Here is a 16,772-nt window from a genome sequence, read left to right on the forward strand (position 1 = left end):
TTACAGAAATCAAGAGGAACAGATTATGGGTATTTTTTCTCGTTTTGCCGACATCGTGAACGCCAACATCAATTCACTGCTGGAAAAAGCCGAAGATCCACAAAAGCTGGTGCGCCTGATGATCCAGGAGATGGAAGATACGCTGGTGGAGGTTCGTTCAACTTCAGCGCGTGCGCTGGCGGAGAAAAAACAGCTGACGCGTCGCATTGAACAAGCGAGCGCGCAGCAGGCCGAGTGGCAGGAAAAAGCCGAACTGGCGCTGCGGAAAGATAAAGACGATCTGGCGCGTGCGGCGCTGATTGAAAAGCAAAAACTTACCGCGCTGATTGAAACGCTTGAGCAGGAAGTGACGCTGGTGGATGAAAGTCTGACGCGGATGAAAAAAGAGATCGGCGAGCTGGAAAATAAACTCAGCGAAACCCGTGCCCGCCAGCAGGCATTAACGTTACGTCACCAGGCGGCCAGCTCATCGCGCGATGTCCGCCGGCAGCTCGACAGCGGCAAACTGGATGAAGCGATGGCGCGCTTTGAATCGTTCGAACGTCGTATCGACCAGATGGAAGCCGAAGCGGAAAGTCACGGTTTTGGAAAGCAGAAATCGCTGGATCAGCAATTTGCAGAACTGCGTGCCGATGACGAAATCAGCGAGCAACTGGCGCAGTTGAAAGCCAAAATGAAACAAGACAACGAATAATAATAACGGCGGCATCAGAAGATGCCGCTCCTCATCCGCTGTAAGGAGTACACATGAGCACGCTGTTTCTGGCTATACCCCTGACACTTTTCATCCTGTTTGTGTTGCCGGTCTGGTTATGGCTGCATTACAACAATCGCACTTCACGCGGCGAACTTAACCAGAGCGAGCAGCAGCGCTTACTCCAGCTTTCCGAAGAGGCCACGAGGATGCGCGAACGTATTCAGGCGCTGGAAGATATTCTTGATGCTGAGCACCCGAACTGGAGAGACCGCTAATGGCAACCCTCGATCTGAATAAAAAGTTATGGCGCATCCCGCAGCGCGGAAAAATCGGTGGTGTCTGTGCAGGCATCGCGCAGTATCTGGATATTCGCGTCAAAGTCGTGCGTATTCTTGCCATTCTGGCGATGTTTTTCGGGCTGTTTTTCTTTGTTGTGGCGGCGTACATCGTGCTGTTTTTTGTGCTGGATCCGCTGCCGGACAATTATGCCGAGAGCGAAAACGTACCGGGCAGCAGCGAATTGCTGGACGCGGTAGACGCACAGCTCGCCGCCGGAGAAACCCGTTTGCGCCAGATGGAACGTTATGTCACCTCAGATACGTTCTCGCTGCGCAGCCGTTTCCGTCAGTTGTAGGAGAAAAATATGAATCAACGCTGGCAACAGGTTCACCGTAACGTAAAACCCGGTTTGCAGATTGTCGGAAAGCTGGCGTTGCTGACCGCGCTGCGCTTCGGCCCGGCAGGTGTTGCGGGCTGGGCGGTGAAATCCGTCGCCCGACGCCCGGTTAAGTTGCTGCTGGCGTTCGCGCTGGAGCCGTTGTTAAAGCGAGCTGCGAATAAATTTTCTCGCCGCTTCCTGTCCCAAAACGAGATAAAATAAGGGATTACGGCTAACGCTCTAAGGCAAAACGCAATGGCGATGGATCGATTTCGTAACGAATTGAATGCGCTGGTTAACCGCGGAATGGACAGGCATTTGCGTCTGGCGGTGACCGGCCTGAGCCGCAGTGGCAAAACCGCATTTATTACCGCACTGGTTAATCAATTACTGAACATTCACGCAGGTTCACGTCTGCCGTTGCTAAGCGCCGTGCGCGAAGAGCGGCTGCTTGGCGTGAAACGCGTGCCGCAGCGTGATTTTGGTATTCCCCGTTTTACCTATGATGAGGGGCTGGCGCAGTTGTATGGATCGCCGCCGGTCTGGCCGACGCCGACGCGCGGCGTCAGCGAAATCCGCCTTGCGCTGCGTTTTCGCTCCAATGATTCGCTGCTGCGCCATTTCAAAGAGACCTCCACGCTTTATCTGGAAATTGTCGACTATCCTGGCGAATGGCTGCTGGATTTACCGATGCTGGCACAGGATTACCTGAGCTGGTCGCGGCAAATGACTGGCTTGTTGCAAGGGCAGCGTCAGGCGTGGTCGGCACAATGGCGCGCCCTGTGCGCGGGGCTTGATCCGCTGGCTCCAGCGGATGAAAACCGGCTGGCCGAAATTGCTGCGGCGTGGACGGACTATTTGCATCAATGCAAACGAGAGGGGCTGCACTTTATTCAACCTGGCCGCTTTGTTCTGCCCGGTGATATGGCGGGCGCGCCCGCGCTGCAATTCTTCCCGTGGCCGGACGTTGACGGCACCGGGGAAGCGAAACTGGCGCAGGCCGGTAAACACACTAACGCCGGGATGCTGCGTGAACGTTACAACTATTATTGCGAGCATGTCGTCAAAGGTTTCTATAAACACCATTTCCTCAAGTTTGATCGCCAGATTGTACTGGTCGATTGCCTGCAACCGCTGAACAACGGCCCGCAGGCGTTTAACGATATGCGGCTTGCGCTCACACAACTAATGCAAAGTTTCCACTACGGTCAGCGCACGCTGTTTCGCCGCCTGTTTGCGCCGGTTATCGACAAACTCTTATTTGCCGCCACCAAAGCCGATCATATTACCGTCGATCAGCACGCCAATATGGTGTCGCTGTTACAGCAACTGATCCAGGACGCCTGGCAAAACGCGGCGTTTGAAGGCATCAGTAGAGATTGTCTGGGACTGGCTTCTGTGCAGGCGACGCAAAGCGGCATCATTGATGTGAATGGCGAGAAGATCCCGGCGCTGCGCGGGCATCGTCTGAGCGATGGCGCGCCGCTAACCGTTTATCCCGGTGAAGTGCCCGCGCGGTTACCGGGGCAGGCATTCTGGGACAAGCAAGGTTTTAATTTTGAGGCGTTCCGCCCGCCAGTGATGGATGTTGATACGCCGCTGCCGCATATCCGCCTGGATGCGGCGCTGGAGTTTTTGATTGGAGATAAATTGCGATGACCGAGCCGCTAAAACCGAGAATCGATTTCGCAGGCCCGCTGGAAGCGGAAAGCAGCGCGCAGTTTAAGCGGGCGCAGACCTTTAATGATAAGCAAGCGGAAAATTTTGCTCCCGCCGTGGTTGATGAACTGCCGGAAGAGGGACAAGCCGAGGCGGTGGTCGAAGCTGCGCTGCGGCCAAAACGGAGCCTGTGGCGCAAAATGGTCACCGCCGGGTTGACGCTGTTTGGCGTAAGCGTGGTCGGGCAAGGTGTGCAGTGGGCAATGAACGCCTGGCAAACTCAGGACTGGGTGGCACTGGGCGGCTGCGCCGCCGGCGCGTTGATTGTTGGCGCAGGTGTCGGTTCGGTTGCCAGCGAATGGCGACGGCTTTGGCGTTTACGCCAGCGTGCGCAGGAACGCGATGAAGCGCGTGATTTATTGCACAGCCACGCCACCGGGAAAGGGCGGGCTTTTTGCGAAAAACTGGCGCGGCAGGCAGGTATCGATCAGGCACACCCGGCGCTACAGCGCTGGTATGCGGCGATCCACGAAACGCATAATGATCGAGAAATTGTCAGCCTGTATGCGCATCTGGTTCAGCCCGTGCTGGATACTCAGGCCCGGCGTGAAATCAGCCGCTCGGCGGCGGAATCCGCGCTGATGATCGCCGTCAGTCCGCTGGCGATGGTCGATATGGCTTTTATCGCCTGGCGCAATCTGCGGCTGATCAACCGTATCGCCACGCTGTACGGTATTGAACTCGGTTACTACAGCCGTCTGCGTTTGTTCCGCTTAGTGCTGCTGAATATCGCTTTTGCGGGTGCCAGCGAACTGGTTCGTGAAATTGGCATGGACTGGGTCTCGCAGGATTTGGCGGCCCGGCTTTCGGCGCGTGCGGCGCAGGGGATTGGCGCCGGGCTGTTGACGGCGCGCCTCGGTATTAAAGCGATGGAGCTGTGCCGTCCGCTGCCATGGCTTGACGACGATAAGCCGCGCCTTGGCGATTTCCGCAGACAATTGATTAGCCAGTTGAAAGAGACGCTTCAGAAACGCTCCGCTGACTAAAAAACCGGCGCTGCGCGCTTACCTTTACGCCGCAGTGCCGCTTTTCTCCGCAAACTGTCAATATTTGTTGACAGATATCTTCCTGCCAACCGCGAACTGGCTTATCATCCTTTCATTACGTGAATGAATAAGGGCGAATTCCCATGCGTCTTGAAGTTTTTTGTGAAGACCGGCTTGGTCTGACTCGCGAATTACTGGATTTACTGGTGCTGCGCGGTATCGACTTACGCGGGATAGAAATTGACCCTGTCGGGCGGATCTACCTGAATTTCGCCGCGCTCGAATTTAACACCTTCAGCAGCCTGATGGCTGAAATTCGCCGCATCCCCGGCGTGACGGATGTACGTACCGTATTGTGGATGCCATCCGAACGCGAACACCGCGCGATGAGCGCGCTGCTCGAAGCGCTGCCGGAGCCGGTATTGTCGCTGGATATGAAAAGCAAAGTGGAACTGGCGAACCCGGCCAGCTGCCAGCTTTTTGCCCTGGATGCCGATAAACTTCGTAACCACAACGCGGTACAGCTAATTGCGGGGTTTAATTTCCAGCGCTGGCTCGATGGTAACCCGCAAAATTCGCATAACGAGCACGTCGTTATCGCCGGGCAAAATTTCCTGATGGAGATAACGCCGGTACACCTGGAAGGCGAGACCGGCGAACCGGTGCTGACCGGTGCGGTGGTGATGCTGCGTTCGACTATTCGTATGGGTCGCCAGTTACAAAACCTGAGCCAACAGGATCTCAGCGCGTTCAGTCAGATTGTCGCCGTGAGCCAGAAAATGCGTCAGGTGGTGGAGCAGGCGCGGAAACTGGCGATGCTCACCGCACCGCTGCTGATCACCGGCGATACCGGCACCGGTAAAGATTTGCTGGCGCATGCCTGCCATCTTGCCAGCCCGCGCGCGGCGAAACCTTATCTGGCGCTGAATTGCGCCTCCATTCCGGAAGAGTCCGTCGAAAGCGAGCTGTTTGGCCATGCGCCGGAAGGGAAAAAGGGCTTTTTCGAGCAGGCAAACGGCGGCTCGGTGCTGCTTGATGAGATTGGCGAAATGTCGCCGCGTATGCAGGTGAAACTGCTGCGTTTTCTTAACGATGGTACGTTCCGGCGTGTCGGCGAAGATCATGAAGTGCATGTGGATGTGCGCGTGATCTGCGCAACGCAGCGCAATCTGGTGGAGCTGGTGCAAAAAGGGCTGTTCCGTGAAGATCTTTACTATCGCCTGAATGTGCTAACGCTGAACTTACCGCCGCTGCGCGATCGTCCGCAGGATATCATGCCGCTGACGGAGCTTTTTGTGGCCCGTTTCGCCGATGAGCAGGGCGTTCCACGACCAAAACTGTCGCAGGATGTGCACCAATTGCTCAACCGCTATGGCTGGCCGGGTAACGTGCGCCAGTTGAAAAACGCCATTTACCGGGCGTTAACGCAGCTGGAAGGCTACGAGCTGCGCGCTCAGGATATTCAACTGCCGGATTATGATGCCGCCACGGTGCCGGTGGGCGAAGATGCCATGGAGGGATCGCTGGATGAGATCACCAGCCGTTTTGAGCGCTCGGTGCTGATCCAGCTTTATCGCAACTATCCCAGCACGCGTAAACTGGCGAAGCGGCTCGGCGTTTCGCACACCGCGATTGCCAATAAACTGCGGGAATATGGCTTGAGCCAGAAGAAGGGCGACGAGTAGAAAAGAAAAAGCCTCCATTGCGGAGGCTTTTTTGTTGGCGTCAGGTTAATTAACCTTTCAGCACGTCCAGCGCGGCGGTGTAATCCGGCTCGTTGGTGATCTCATTCACCAGCTGGCTGAAAACAACAGTGTCGTTTTCGTCAATCACCACCACAGCACGCGCCGCAAGGCCTTTCAGTGCGCCATCAGAGATGCCAACACCGTAATTTTCGAGGAAGTCAGCACTGCGCAGCGTCGAAAGGGTAATGACATTGCTCAGACCTTCAGCACCGCAAAAACGGGACTGGGCAAACGGCAGGTCAGCAGAAATGCACAGCACCACGGTGTTGTTCATCTCAGTTGCTAACTGGTTAAATTTACGCACAGAAGCCGCGCAAACGCCGGTATCGATGCTTGGGAAAATGTTCAGCACTTTACGTTTACCCGCGAACTGGCTCAGTGCGACGTCGGACAGGTCTTTAGCCACGAGCGTGAACGGCTTGGCTTTTGCGCCAGCCTGCGGGATAGCGCCTGCAACCGGAACCGGATTGCCCTGAAAATGAACGAGTTGTGACATAATATCTTCCTGTTTACATATAGTTAACGTCGGCGCTAGTTTATGCCATCCACGGAGAGCACGGCAAACCAATTTTCATATCTATACTGGTTTAGACCTGCGGCAGAGGAGTGAGGAATGAGAAGCGTCAAAGTGTATGAGGAAACCTGGCCGCTGCATACGCCGTTTGTGATTTCGCGCGGTGCGCGCAACGAAGCGCGCGTGGTGGTGGTCGAGCTGGAAGAGGATGGCATAAAAGCCGCCGGGGAATGTACGCCTTACCCGCGTTATGGTGAAAGCGAGGCATCTGTCATGGCGCAAATCATGACAATTGTGCCGCAACTGGAAAACCACCTGACGCGTGAAGAGTTGCAAACCCTCCTGCCGCCGGGCGCTGCGCGAAACGCGGTTGACTGCGCCTTGTGGGATTTGCAGGCGCGCAAAGCGGCTATCTCGCTGGCCCAGTCCGCTGGTGTCAGTTTGCCGGAAACTATTATCACCGCTCAAACAGTGGTGATTGGCACACCGGAACAGATGGCGGCCAGCGCCGCCGCGCTCAGCGAAAAGGGCGCTCAGCTGCTGAAAATTAAGCTGGATGACCATTTGATCAGCGAAAGGCTGGTGGCAATTCGCGCTGCCGCGCCCGAAGCGACATTAATTGTGGATGCCAATGAGGCCTGGCACAGTGAAGGGCTTGCCGCGCGATGCCAGTTGCTGGCGGATCTCGGCGTTGCCATGCTGGAACAGCCGCTGCCAGCCGATGAGGACGATACCCTGGCGAATTTCATCCATCCATTGCCGATTTGCGCGGATGAAAGCTGCCACACCCGAGAAAGCCTCGCTCACCTGCATGGGCGCTATGAAATGGTGAATATCAAGCTGGATAAAACCGGCGGATTAACCGAAGCGCTGGCGCTGGCGCATGAGGCGTCTCAACAAGGATTCACGCTAATGCTTGGTTGTATGATCTGTACCTCGCGCGCCATCGCGGCGGCGCTACCACTTGCCAGCCAGGTGCGTTTTGCCGATCTTGATGGCCCGACCTGGCTGGCGGTGGATGTTGAACCGGCGCTGCATTTCAGCACCGGAAAACTTCATCTTTGAGGATCACAGTGCAGTAGCGCCGTCATTGCCGCAAGGTATTTCTCGCTGGCTTCATCAGAGGAGATCGGCGGGAATTCGACGGTGATACAGTGCAAATTGATATCTGCACACCAGCTGCCAAACGATCCCGGCGTTTCGTAACCGACGCTGGTGACCAGCGGCAGGGAAAATTCATCCGCGAGCCATTTCCCAAGCGCGCTCTGGCGCGGATCTTCAACGCAGGCCAGCGGATCGTGGAATGTCACGACCCATGCCGGGTGAATGCGATGGATAAGCTGGCACAGCGCCTGCGTTTCCGGTTCTGAACCTGGCGCATCGCCTGTCAGCAAGACGACATCACGATCTTCAGCCGCACTGTTCCAGCGATACACCGTTTCACCGGGTTTCCAGTTGGCCGCCGGGAAATTACGGTTAAGATCAACCCCGTTCGCGTTTGCGCGCAGACCAAGCTGGCAACCATCCGGGTTGACCGCCAGCACCACGTGATGATGACGTAAATCTGTCTTAAGCGTGCGCAACGCGCAGGAGAGCGTCACCACGGACGAATTCTCGTCACCGTGCGTTCCGGCGATAATGAGCCCGCTTTCACGCGTGGCAATGGGGGCGGGAAACCAGATCAGCGGCGCGCCTAACAGCGAGCGACCAAACTCTTCACTGCCGGGGGCAAATGCGCCTCGTTGAGCAGGCGGGCGTGTGGCTGGCATAGGCTTCCTTTTATTGTCGTTTATTTACAGCAAGTGTTGAGCATAAAGCGATGCGACGCAAATCATGCCATGAGGGTTAATTTGGCGTCCAGCCTCAATTTTCCGCTGTCCGCTGTTTGCATTCTCCCAAGTTAAAACAAATAATTACCTCATCTTTTGCCGGGAAGTTATACCAATGAGGGGATCCCATGAAGCATCGAATTTCAGCGCTGAGCTGCGCGCTCTGGCTGTGCGGTTTTTCTGTAAGTGCACTGGCGGCCGATGTGCCGCCGGGTACCCAACTCGCCGAGAAACAGGAAGTCGTTCGCCATGTTAAAGATGAACCTGCAACGTTAGATCCGGCGAAAGCCGTTGGCTTGCCGGAAATTCAGGTCATCCGCGATCTCTTTGAAGGGCTGGTGAATCAGAACGAGAAGGGCGAAATCGTTCCGGGCGTTGCCAGTAAATGGCAAAGCAGCGATAACCGCACCTGGGTATTTACGTTGCGGGACGATGCGCGCTGGTCCGATGGTTCGCCAGTAACGGCAGAGGATTTTGTCTATAGCTGGCAGCGACTCGTTGATCCGAAAACCACTTCACCCTTCGCCAGTTTTGCTGCGCTGGCGGGCATTGCGAATGCGAAAAGCATTACGGAGGGTAAAGAGGCGGTGGATAAACTCGGCGTCAGCGCCGTTGATGCGCGCACGTTGCGGGTGCAACTAGAGCGGCCATTGCCGTGGTTCCCAAGTTTGGCTGCCAGTTTTGCCTTTTACCCGGTGCAAAAAGCCAATGTGCAAAGCGGTGCTGATTGGACGCGCCCTGGCAAACTGGTGGGCAATGGCGCTTATGTACTTGCCGATCGCGTAGTGAACGAAAAGCTGGTGCTCGAACGTAACAAGCATTACTGGGACGATGCGAAAACGGTTATCCAGCAGGTCACGTTTGTACCGATCAATCAGGAGTCTGCGGCCACCAAACGCTATCTGGCGAACGGTATCGACATTACGGAATCTTTCCCGAAAAACCTCTATCAAAAGTTACTTAACGATATCCCCGGACAGGTCTATACGCCGCCGCAGCTTGGCACCTATTACTATGCGTTTAACACCCAGAAAGGGCCGACTGCCGATGCGCGTGTGCGGCTTGCATTGAGCATGACCATTGATCGGCGGGTGATCGCGCAGAAAGTGCTGGGCACCGGTGAAAAGCCAGCCTGGCGCTTCACGCCGGATGTTACCGCCGGATTTACGCCGCAGCCCTCGCAAATTGAACAGATGAGCCAGGACGAGTTGAACGCGCAGGCAAAAACGTTATTGCAGGCGGCAGGCTACGGCCCGCAACGTCCGCTGAAACTGACGCTGCTGTATAACTCTTCAGAAAACCATCAGAAAATCGCGATTGCGGTGGCGTCAATGTGGAAAAAGAGCCTTGGCGCGGACGTCAAATTGCAGAATCAGGAGTGGAAAACCTATATCGACAGCCGTAACAGCGGCAACTTTGATGTTATCCGCGCGTCGTGGGTCGGTGATTACAATGAACCTTCCACTTTCCTGTCGGTGCTGAACTCGACGAACAGCGGCAACATTCCACGTTTCAATGATGCGGCGTACGACAAAGTGCTGGCGCAGGCGGCGCTGGAAACCAACGCCCAGGCGCGAAACGCTGACTATAACGAGGCAGAACATATTCTGGCGGAAAAAGCGCCGATCGCGCCGATTTATCAGTACACCAACGGGCGTTTGATTAAACCGTGGCTGAAAGGTTATCCGATCAATAACCCCGAAGATGTGGCGTATAGCCGTACGCTTTATATTCTGAAGCACTGATAAAAAAATCCCCTTACGTCACGGGAAGTAAGGGGAAACTCATTGATTACGGAATGGTTCCTGTCTGAGCAGGAGTGGTGCGAATTTTACTTAGGGAATGTGAAGGGACAATGGACGAAATAAGGAGACGCATTTTTACGCTTTCCCCTGACTTTTCAACAAATAAGCCCGCGTCGTTGCGCGGGCTAAAAAACTGGAAGTAATGTCGTACGTAATACCCTTGAATCATTGACTCAACGATTCGTTATTAAGAAAGTTCATTTTATCATCTAAGTACGCAACCCATTTTTAAATGGGGCGTTTAAAATTATCTTCCCCCGCGAAATGCCGCCTTTTTACGATTTTGGTCAAAAAACAGACAATGCAGTGTGCTATAGTGGTCAGGTTTTCACCACGAAAGAGGATGCTATGGAGACTGAATTAGACCCAACCCAACTGGCAATTGAATATCTGCGTCGCGACAAAACCACGCTGACACCGGCGGAATACTTAAAAAAACTCAAACAATTGCGCCTGGAGTTTGCGGATTTGCTGACGCTGTCGCACAGCGAGCTGAAAGAAGAGATTGATTTTGCCTGGCGTCTGGGTATCCACTAACTCAGCACCATCACTGCAATGCGCCCGTCAGACGGGCGCTTTTTTTTGCTTGCTATCATGCGGCCAGCACCCGGTTTCGCCCGTTATTTTTCGCCAGGTATAACGCCTCATCCACGCGTTTAAAGAGGGCATCCAGGTCTTCATCAGGCAGATGGTGCGCCACACCAATACTCACCGTAAAGCCAGGCAGATCCGCGATGTTGATACTGGCCACGGCCTGACGTATCCGTTCCGCTACGTTTAGTGCCATATCCGTGGTGGTATGCGGCAGTAGTAACAGAAACTCTTCGCCGCCCCAGCGGAAAACATAATCGCCTGAGCGGCAGTTCGTCTCAAGCATTCGCGCCAGTTCAACCAGTACCTGGTCACCTTTTTGATGACCAAACTGATCATTGATACCTTTGAAGTGATCGGCGTCGACCAGCAGCAAACTGAAATCAAGCCCCGTCGGCAGAATGTGTTCCGTCAGATGATAAAACTGGCGGCGGTTCAGCAGGCCGGTGAGCGCATCGCGATGCGCGGCGTATTCCAGTTCCTGCTCAAGGCGTTTTTGTTCGGTGATATCGTGAATAATGCACAACATCAAACGCTTGCCATAGATCTCAACCGGCCCGGCGTACGTTTGTACATGGCGGGTGGAACCATCCGCGAGTTGATGAATAAAATTCAATGGCTTATGCCCGCCAGGCAGGTTCGACACTTCCTGCATCACCGGTAATACGCTGCGCCCAAGCGTATTGATCTCCCAGGTGTGTTTCTGGCACATCTCTTCGTGGTCATAACCATAAAAACGTAGCGCAGCGAGGTTGGCATCGACAATCAACCCATCACGAATGGGATCGATAAGCAGCATTGGCGCGGATGTTGTGTAAAAAAAGCGGGCGTAAAAACCTTGCTTATGCGGGCGATACGTTGGCGAGTGGTGCGCTTTTAGCGCCGCCGCCGCGGCACCTGACACGCCTTCAAACAGCAGCACTTCACCGGCGTTTTCTAACGTGCGCAACACGACACGGCAACTGATGGTGGTCTCTTCACCATCCGGACAAACACTCCAGATTTCGACCACATCTTCATGATTTTGTAAGCTGGGCAGGTACATGGCCAGGCTGAGTTGCGCATAAGCAGAGTATTTTCCGTTTCGCATCTCAGTGAGTGAGCGTCCTGCCGCGATTTTCAGCGCTTGCGCATTCGCGAACAGTAACGCTTCTGTGTCAGGAGCAACCACCCAAACCGGGGTGGAGAGCACATTCAACGCATCCAGGTGATGTTTAAGCATGGCGACTCCCCTTAATCATGTATGTTGCAACGCGGTCACAAGTGACACATCAGCGGCAATTTAATGACTTTCTTGCAACATACCTGAAAATTAGGGGTTTATGCGGGCTTTTTTTGTGACGAATCTGAACATTCCAGCGATAAAGTGAATCTTTTTTGCTGTAGCAGCACCGCCACTTTCTCGACCGGTAAAGGACGGGCAAAAAGAAACCCTTGCAGATAAGCGCAGCCCATATTGGTCAGCAACGCCTGCTGCTCGGCCGTTTCGATACCTTCCGCGACGACATGCATGTTCATGGAATGTGCAATATCAATGATCGTGGAGACAATTTTAACGTTGCGGCTGTTATCGCGAATGTCCTTCACAAAACTTCTGTCGATTTTAAGCTCTGTTGCCGGTAACCGTTTCAGCATCAGCATATTGGAGTAGCCCGTGCCAAAATCATCAATGGCGACCGTGATACCCATTTGCGCGAACTGGTTAAGCAACTGCACACTGCGCTCGATGTTTTTCAGCGCGGTGTTCTCCGTGATTTCAAGCGTCAACTGCATGGGATCGATATGGTAGCGTTGCAGTGAATCGGTGATTTGGTCGTAAATATCATGCTGCTCAAACTGGCTGGGTGAGAGGTTGATAGCAAGCGTCAGATGACGAAAACCCAGGTTGTTCCAGTGATGTAACTGCCTGCATGCTGCATCAATTACCCAGCGCCCGACAGAGATGATTAGCCCCGTTTTTTCCAGCATCGGTAAAAAGGTTGCGGGCAGTAAAACCCCTCGTGTCGGGTGACGCCAGCGCAGTAACGCTTCGAAACCTGCCAACGCATGCTCCGGCGCGTGGTACTGCGGTTGATACCAGAGTTCAAACTGATCGCGTGACAACGCCTGCGATAAATCCTGCAAAAACAGCGGATCGTCGACGGTTTTCTGCGCCATGCCGGCATGAAAAACAGCCCAGCTGTTTCGGCCTTCCTGTTTTACGCTGTACATTGCCGTGTCGGCTTTCAGTTTCAGCTCGTGCGCGGTATCGCCATGCTGCGGGTAGTAACTGATCCCGGCGCTGAGTGAAACATTAATGACATGGTTCAGCTCGCAGAAGGGCTGTTGAATGGTGGCTACAAGGTGTTTTACCAGCGCCTCAACTTCGTCTTCGTGGGTGTCCGGTACCAGCAGGGTAAATTCATCTCCGCCCAGGCGTGCCAGCGACATTTTTTCGCTGATACAGGCGGATAATCGCCCGGCAACCGCCACCAGCAGTTGGTCACCTATGTGATGTCCCCAGGCATCATTGACCAGTTTAAAGCGATCTAAGTCCATATAAATCAAGGCGAAAGTGCTGCGTGTCTCCGAGGCCTTGCTAAGGCAAGCATCAAGAAGATTGTCGAGCTGGGATCGGTTTGCCAGCCCCGTTAGTGGGTCATAATAGGCTTGTTTTTCAAGTTGTTGATTAAGCTGGCGCAGGCTGTCCGTCAAACGTGATGTCCGCAATTGGGAATCAATCATCGAAATGAACAGCATGATGCCGAAAATCACCAGTGTCGTCGTAGCAACCCACAATGACAGCCCCAATTCGCCGACGTCGTGGCTCATCAGCGTTGTTGCATGGCCGCGGATCACAATGCCTGTGCCATCGTTGCTGAATGTGGCGGCACTCATGGCGGTATAATGCATCGCACTGATAGAAGCACCCATTACCAGGGCTGCAAAGACGCGATTAATAAAGACGCCATGGGTATTTTGCCGCAGGCTAAAGGCCAGCCAAAGGGCAACCCAGGCACTGAAAAATGCAATGGCTACCGAAAGCGCAATCAGCGCAACGTTCCAGTAAATAGTGAGGAAACCCATCATCGAGGCCATACCCAGATAATGCATGGATACAACGCCGGTACCGAGCAGTAAGGAAGCGAAAAGTAAACGTTTTGTCGGCAGTGTTTTACCCGCTACGGCAATATTGATAGCAAGTATGGATGTCAACATCGCGATAATAAATGAGAGGAGGGTAAGTTCTAAATCGTAATGCATCATCACCGGCATTTTCATCGCCAGCATGCCGACATAATGCATCGACCAGATACCGATCCCCAAGGTGGCTCCACCCGAAAAACGCCAGAATATTGCGCTGCGCGGTTCAGACGTCGCAACTTTGCCTGCGCTATCCAGTGCGACAAATGAAGCAATGAAAGCGACCAGAAAAGAGATGCCAATCAGAATGGGGTCCCACGAAACGTAGAGCATCATGCAATCCACACAGGCAAAAAAAGATGATATGTAATCCTGGCACTAATTTTAGCAGCTAACCTAATGAATTTAATGGCTACGCTAATTTTATTATTGCAGGGGCGAATAAACTAATAATAGCTCTTTATTTATTCATCGGCTGTTATGACAATAACTTAAATAAAGTGAATGATTTAACATATGATAAAATTATCTTAAGTCGCGAATATTATTTCTCATTAGTATGGGATGCATCATTTCTTATATGATATATGTTAACGAGCAATCCTGCTTGCTCAATATATTGTTATATCAGTATCTGCTGAATGGAAGTTAAACCTCTCATTTAAATCGACTTAAGTGAAATTGAAATTATTTAAAGGTGAACATTATTCGGCATCAATTTCGCCGTGTAAAAGTAGATTGCGGATGCTATAAGGATCTTACCGTCCCCGGTGTTCAGGTAGGTTTCCCTATGTTGCGAAATATTAGCGTAAGAACATTTATTATTTTATATCTTCTGGGCTCTTTTTTTATTCTTGATGTATTAGTGATCGTTGTCTCAAAAAATATCGTTCTATTTACCATGACAAGTGTTGTTTCCCTCATATCATTGACGCTTCTCTGGTTTTATATGACGCAATATTTGGTGACGCCGATAAACACGGTAAAAAAAAGCATAGAAGAAGTCACATCGGGAAACCTTTCTATCGTTATTCCTGAGTTTGGTAATAATTGCGCGGGTCGGTTAATTCCGGGCATTAACAGCCTTTCTGCCAGTATCGCGAGCCTGGTGAAAGAAATTCGCGCCTCTTCCGATACCGCGCTGGAGCTTTCGGCGCAACTGGCCTCACGCAGCGCCGATCTGTCTGTTAAAACGGAAGAGCAATCTGCCGCGCTGGTGCAAACGGCGTCCAGTATGGAGCAGATGGCTTCCAGCACGAAGAACAACGCTGACAATACCCGCCTCGCAAGTACCCGGGCAAAAGATGCCACAACCTGCGCGCAAAAAGGGGGCAAGCTAATGGGGCAGGTGGCGAAAAATATGCAATCGATAACCGATTGTGCCGGTCAGATGACCGAAATTATCTCCATCATTGATGGTATTGCTTTTCAGACAAATATTCTGGCGCTGAACGCGGCAGTAGAAGCGGCACGCGCCGGGGATCATGGCAAAGGTTTTTCCGTCGTGGCGGGCGAAGTGCGCAGTCTCGCGCATCGCAGCGCGGAAGCGGCGAAAAACATTAAATCGCTGATTGCTGTTACCACCGATAACGTTAACCAGGGCGCGACCGTCGTTGGTGAAGCCGAGCAGAACATGCACGAGATTGTTTCTGGTGCGAGCGTGGTGAGTAAATTAATGGATGAAATCGCCGTCACGACGCTGCAGCAGGAAAAGGGGATCTCGCAGATCACACTGGCGCTGGCGGAGCTGGAAAAAGTGACGCAAAGCAACGTCACCATGGTGGATGAACTGGCGGGCTCGTCGGATGTTTTACAACACCAGGTGGAGGGCTTACTGCAACGTATTGGTAAATTCCGCCTGGCGGCGGTAAAAGCACAGGATGCGGTATTGCCAGCAAAAGTCTCCCCTCCACGCGTCAGTGCTCCGCTGCTGGGTAAGCAGGAAAATTACTGGCACTCGTTCTGATTGCGGTGATAGCCGTAAAGGCCCGGGAAACCGGGCCTTCTTTTTTGCATTGTTTGTTAATTTGTTAATAAATTCAGCGTGATGATTGCTTAACGTTGCCATATGGCTAGACTTGCCAAAACACCATGCGGATTGTGGAGGTCCTGTGGAAGCAATTAAAGGAACTGATGTGAACGTTCCGGATGCGGTATTTGCCTGGCTGTTGGACGGAAAAGGCGGCGTGAAACCGCTGGAAGATAATGATGTTATCACTGCAAGCACCCCGTGCTGGGTGCATCTGAATTATACCAACCCGGAGAGCGCCCAGTGGCTGGAAACCACGCCGGTGTTGCCGAACAGCGTACGCACGGCGCTTTCCGGGGAGAGCATGCGCCCCCGGGTAAGCCGTATGGGCGAGGGGACATTAATTACCTTGCGCTGCATAAATGGCAGCACGGACGAGCGGCCGGATCAACTGGTAGCGGTGCGCGTTTATATGGATGAGCGCATGATTGTGTCAACACGCCAGCGCAAAGTGCTGGCGCTGGACGATGTGGTCAGCGATCTGGAGGAGGGAACCGGCCCGACGGATTGTGGCGGCTGGCTGGTGGATGTGTGCGATGCGCTGACCGATCACGCCAGCGAGTTTATCGAATCGCTGCACGACCGGATTATCGACCTTGAAGATAACCTGCTCGATCAGCAAATTCCGCCGCGCGGCATCCTGGCGTTGCTGCGTAAGCAGTTGATTGTGATGCGCCGCTATATGGCGCCGCAGCGCGATGTGTTTGCCCGGCTGGCCAGCGAACGTTTACCGTGGATGAGTGACGATCAGCGCCGACGGATGCAGGATATTGCCGATCGCCTTGGTCGCGGGCTCGATGAGATTGATGCCTGTATCGCCCGTACCGGCGTGATGACCGATGAAATTACCCAGGTGATGCAGGAGTCGCTGGCGCGACGCACTTATACGATGTCTTTGATGGCAATGGTTTTTCTGCCGAGTACATTTTTAACCGGGTTGTTTGGCGTCAACCTTGGCGGTATCCCCGGCGGTGGCTGGCATTTTGGCTTTGCGCTGTTTTGCATGATGTTGGTGGTGCTGATCGGTGGTGTTACCTGGTGGTTGCATCGTAGTAACTGGCTGTAAAATTTCACTT

The 16,772-nt window shown here is 53.4% G+C and carries 16 protein-coding genes; 12 read left to right on the forward strand and 4 right to left on the reverse strand.

Going from position 1 to position 16,772, the window contains the following annotated elements; translation table 11 throughout:
* The first annotated feature begins 25 nt into the window (after positions 1–25).
* From pspA to tyrR, 7 genes are all read left to right on the forward strand, one after another.
* On the forward strand, positions 26–694 hold the full coding sequence (gene pspA, locus AAIG26_RS01950; protein WP_016495894.1) for a phage shock protein PspA: 669 nt from the start codon (positions 26–28) through the stop codon (positions 692–694).
* Between the two features lie 53 nt (positions 695–747).
* Positions 748–972 carry an envelope stress response membrane protein PspB gene (gene pspB / locus AAIG26_RS01955; RefSeq protein ID WP_343179493.1) on the forward strand — a complete coding sequence of 75 codons (225 nt, stop codon included), beginning with the start codon at positions 748–750 and terminating at the stop codon, positions 970–972.
* Entirely contained in the window at positions 972–1,331 is a 360-nt protein-coding gene (gene pspC / locus AAIG26_RS01960; protein WP_045508091.1) for an envelope stress response membrane protein PspC, read from the forward strand. Before pspB ends, pspC begins: the two co-directional genes overlap by 1 nt.
* A 9-nt stretch (positions 1,332–1,340) precedes the next feature.
* Positions 1,341–1,577 carry a phage shock protein PspD gene (pspD, locus tag AAIG26_RS01965; protein WP_016495897.1) on the forward strand — a complete coding sequence of 79 codons (237 nt, stop codon included), beginning with the start codon at positions 1,341–1,343 and terminating at the stop codon, positions 1,575–1,577.
* A gap of 39 nt (positions 1,578–1,616) precedes the next feature.
* Positions 1,617–3,014 carry a YcjX family protein gene (locus AAIG26_RS01970; RefSeq protein ID WP_343180307.1) on the forward strand — a complete coding sequence of 466 codons (1,398 nt, stop codon included), beginning with the start codon at positions 1,617–1,619 and terminating at the stop codon, positions 3,012–3,014.
* Positions 3,011–4,060 carry a YcjF family protein gene (locus AAIG26_RS01975; RefSeq protein ID WP_097405918.1) on the forward strand — a complete coding sequence of 350 codons (1,050 nt, stop codon included), beginning with the start codon at positions 3,011–3,013 and terminating at the stop codon, positions 4,058–4,060. The genes AAIG26_RS01970 and AAIG26_RS01975 overlap by 4 nt, the downstream gene beginning before the upstream one ends.
* A 143-nt stretch (positions 4,061–4,203) precedes the next feature.
* Positions 4,204–5,745, forward strand: a complete 1,542-nt coding sequence (tyrR, locus tag AAIG26_RS01980; RefSeq protein WP_016495900.1) for a transcriptional regulator TyrR — start codon at positions 4,204–4,206, stop codon at positions 5,743–5,745.
* A gap of 49 nt (positions 5,746–5,794) precedes the next feature.
* On the opposite strand, the gene tpx is transcribed toward tyrR, so the two are convergent.
* Complete coding sequence (tpx, locus tag AAIG26_RS01985) at positions 5,795–6,301, reverse strand: thiol peroxidase (RefSeq protein WP_017457215.1); 507 nt, start codon at positions 6,299–6,301, stop codon at positions 5,795–5,797.
* Positions 6,302–6,418: 117 nt separating this feature from the next.
* Here tpx and ycjG point away from each other — a divergent pair, with 117 nt between their 5' ends.
* Positions 6,419–7,384 (forward strand): L-Ala-D/L-Glu epimerase, encoded by a 966-nt coding sequence (gene ycjG, locus AAIG26_RS01990; protein WP_343179495.1) that lies wholly within the window; start codon positions 6,419–6,421, stop codon positions 7,382–7,384.
* Here the strand turns inward: ycjG and mpaA are convergent.
* Positions 7,375–8,088, reverse strand: coding sequence for a murein tripeptide amidase MpaA (gene mpaA / locus AAIG26_RS01995; RefSeq protein ID WP_343179496.1), 714 nt, complete (start codon positions 8,086–8,088; stop codon positions 7,375–7,377). The genes ycjG and mpaA overlap by 10 nt on opposite strands.
* 188 nt (positions 8,089–8,276) lie before the next feature.
* Between mpaA and AAIG26_RS02000 the strand changes: the two genes are divergently transcribed.
* Both AAIG26_RS02000 and AAIG26_RS02005 read left to right on the forward strand, forming a co-directional pair.
* Positions 8,277–9,893 (forward strand): peptide ABC transporter substrate-binding protein, encoded by a 1,617-nt coding sequence (locus tag AAIG26_RS02000; protein ID WP_016495904.1) that lies wholly within the window; start codon positions 8,277–8,279, stop codon positions 9,891–9,893.
* Positions 9,894–10,301: 408 nt separating this feature from the next.
* Positions 10,302–10,490 (forward strand): YdiH family protein, encoded by a 189-nt coding sequence (locus AAIG26_RS02005; RefSeq protein ID WP_044489640.1) that lies wholly within the window; start codon positions 10,302–10,304, stop codon positions 10,488–10,490.
* A 55-nt stretch (positions 10,491–10,545) separates the two neighbouring features.
* Here the strand turns inward: AAIG26_RS02005 and AAIG26_RS02010 are convergent, their stop codons facing one another.
* Both AAIG26_RS02010 and AAIG26_RS02015 read right to left on the reverse strand, forming a co-directional pair.
* Positions 10,546–11,766, reverse strand: a complete 1,221-nt coding sequence (locus AAIG26_RS02010; protein ID WP_045508101.1) for a sensor domain-containing diguanylate cyclase — start codon at positions 11,764–11,766, stop codon at positions 10,546–10,548.
* Between the two features lie 98 nt (positions 11,767–11,864).
* Complete coding sequence (locus AAIG26_RS02015) at positions 11,865–14,000, reverse strand: EAL domain-containing protein (RefSeq protein ID WP_044489641.1); 2,136 nt, start codon at positions 13,998–14,000, stop codon at positions 11,865–11,867.
* Positions 14,001–14,457: 457 nt separating this feature from the next.
* On the opposite strand from AAIG26_RS02015, the gene AAIG26_RS02020 reads away from it, so the two are divergent.
* Positions 14,458–15,633, forward strand: a complete 1,176-nt coding sequence (locus AAIG26_RS02020) for a methyl-accepting chemotaxis protein (protein ID WP_343179498.1) — start codon at positions 14,458–14,460, stop codon at positions 15,631–15,633.
* A 145-nt stretch (positions 15,634–15,778) separates the two neighbouring features.
* Entirely contained in the window at positions 15,779–16,762 is a 984-nt protein-coding gene (gene zntB / locus AAIG26_RS02025) for a zinc transporter ZntB (RefSeq protein ID WP_016495909.1), read from the forward strand.
* The last annotated feature ends 10 nt before the right edge of the window (positions 16,763–16,772 follow it).

The organism is Kosakonia sp. PSU_27 (assembly GCF_039409795.1).
Lineage (GTDB): Bacteria > Pseudomonadota > Gammaproteobacteria > Enterobacterales > Enterobacteriaceae > Kosakonia.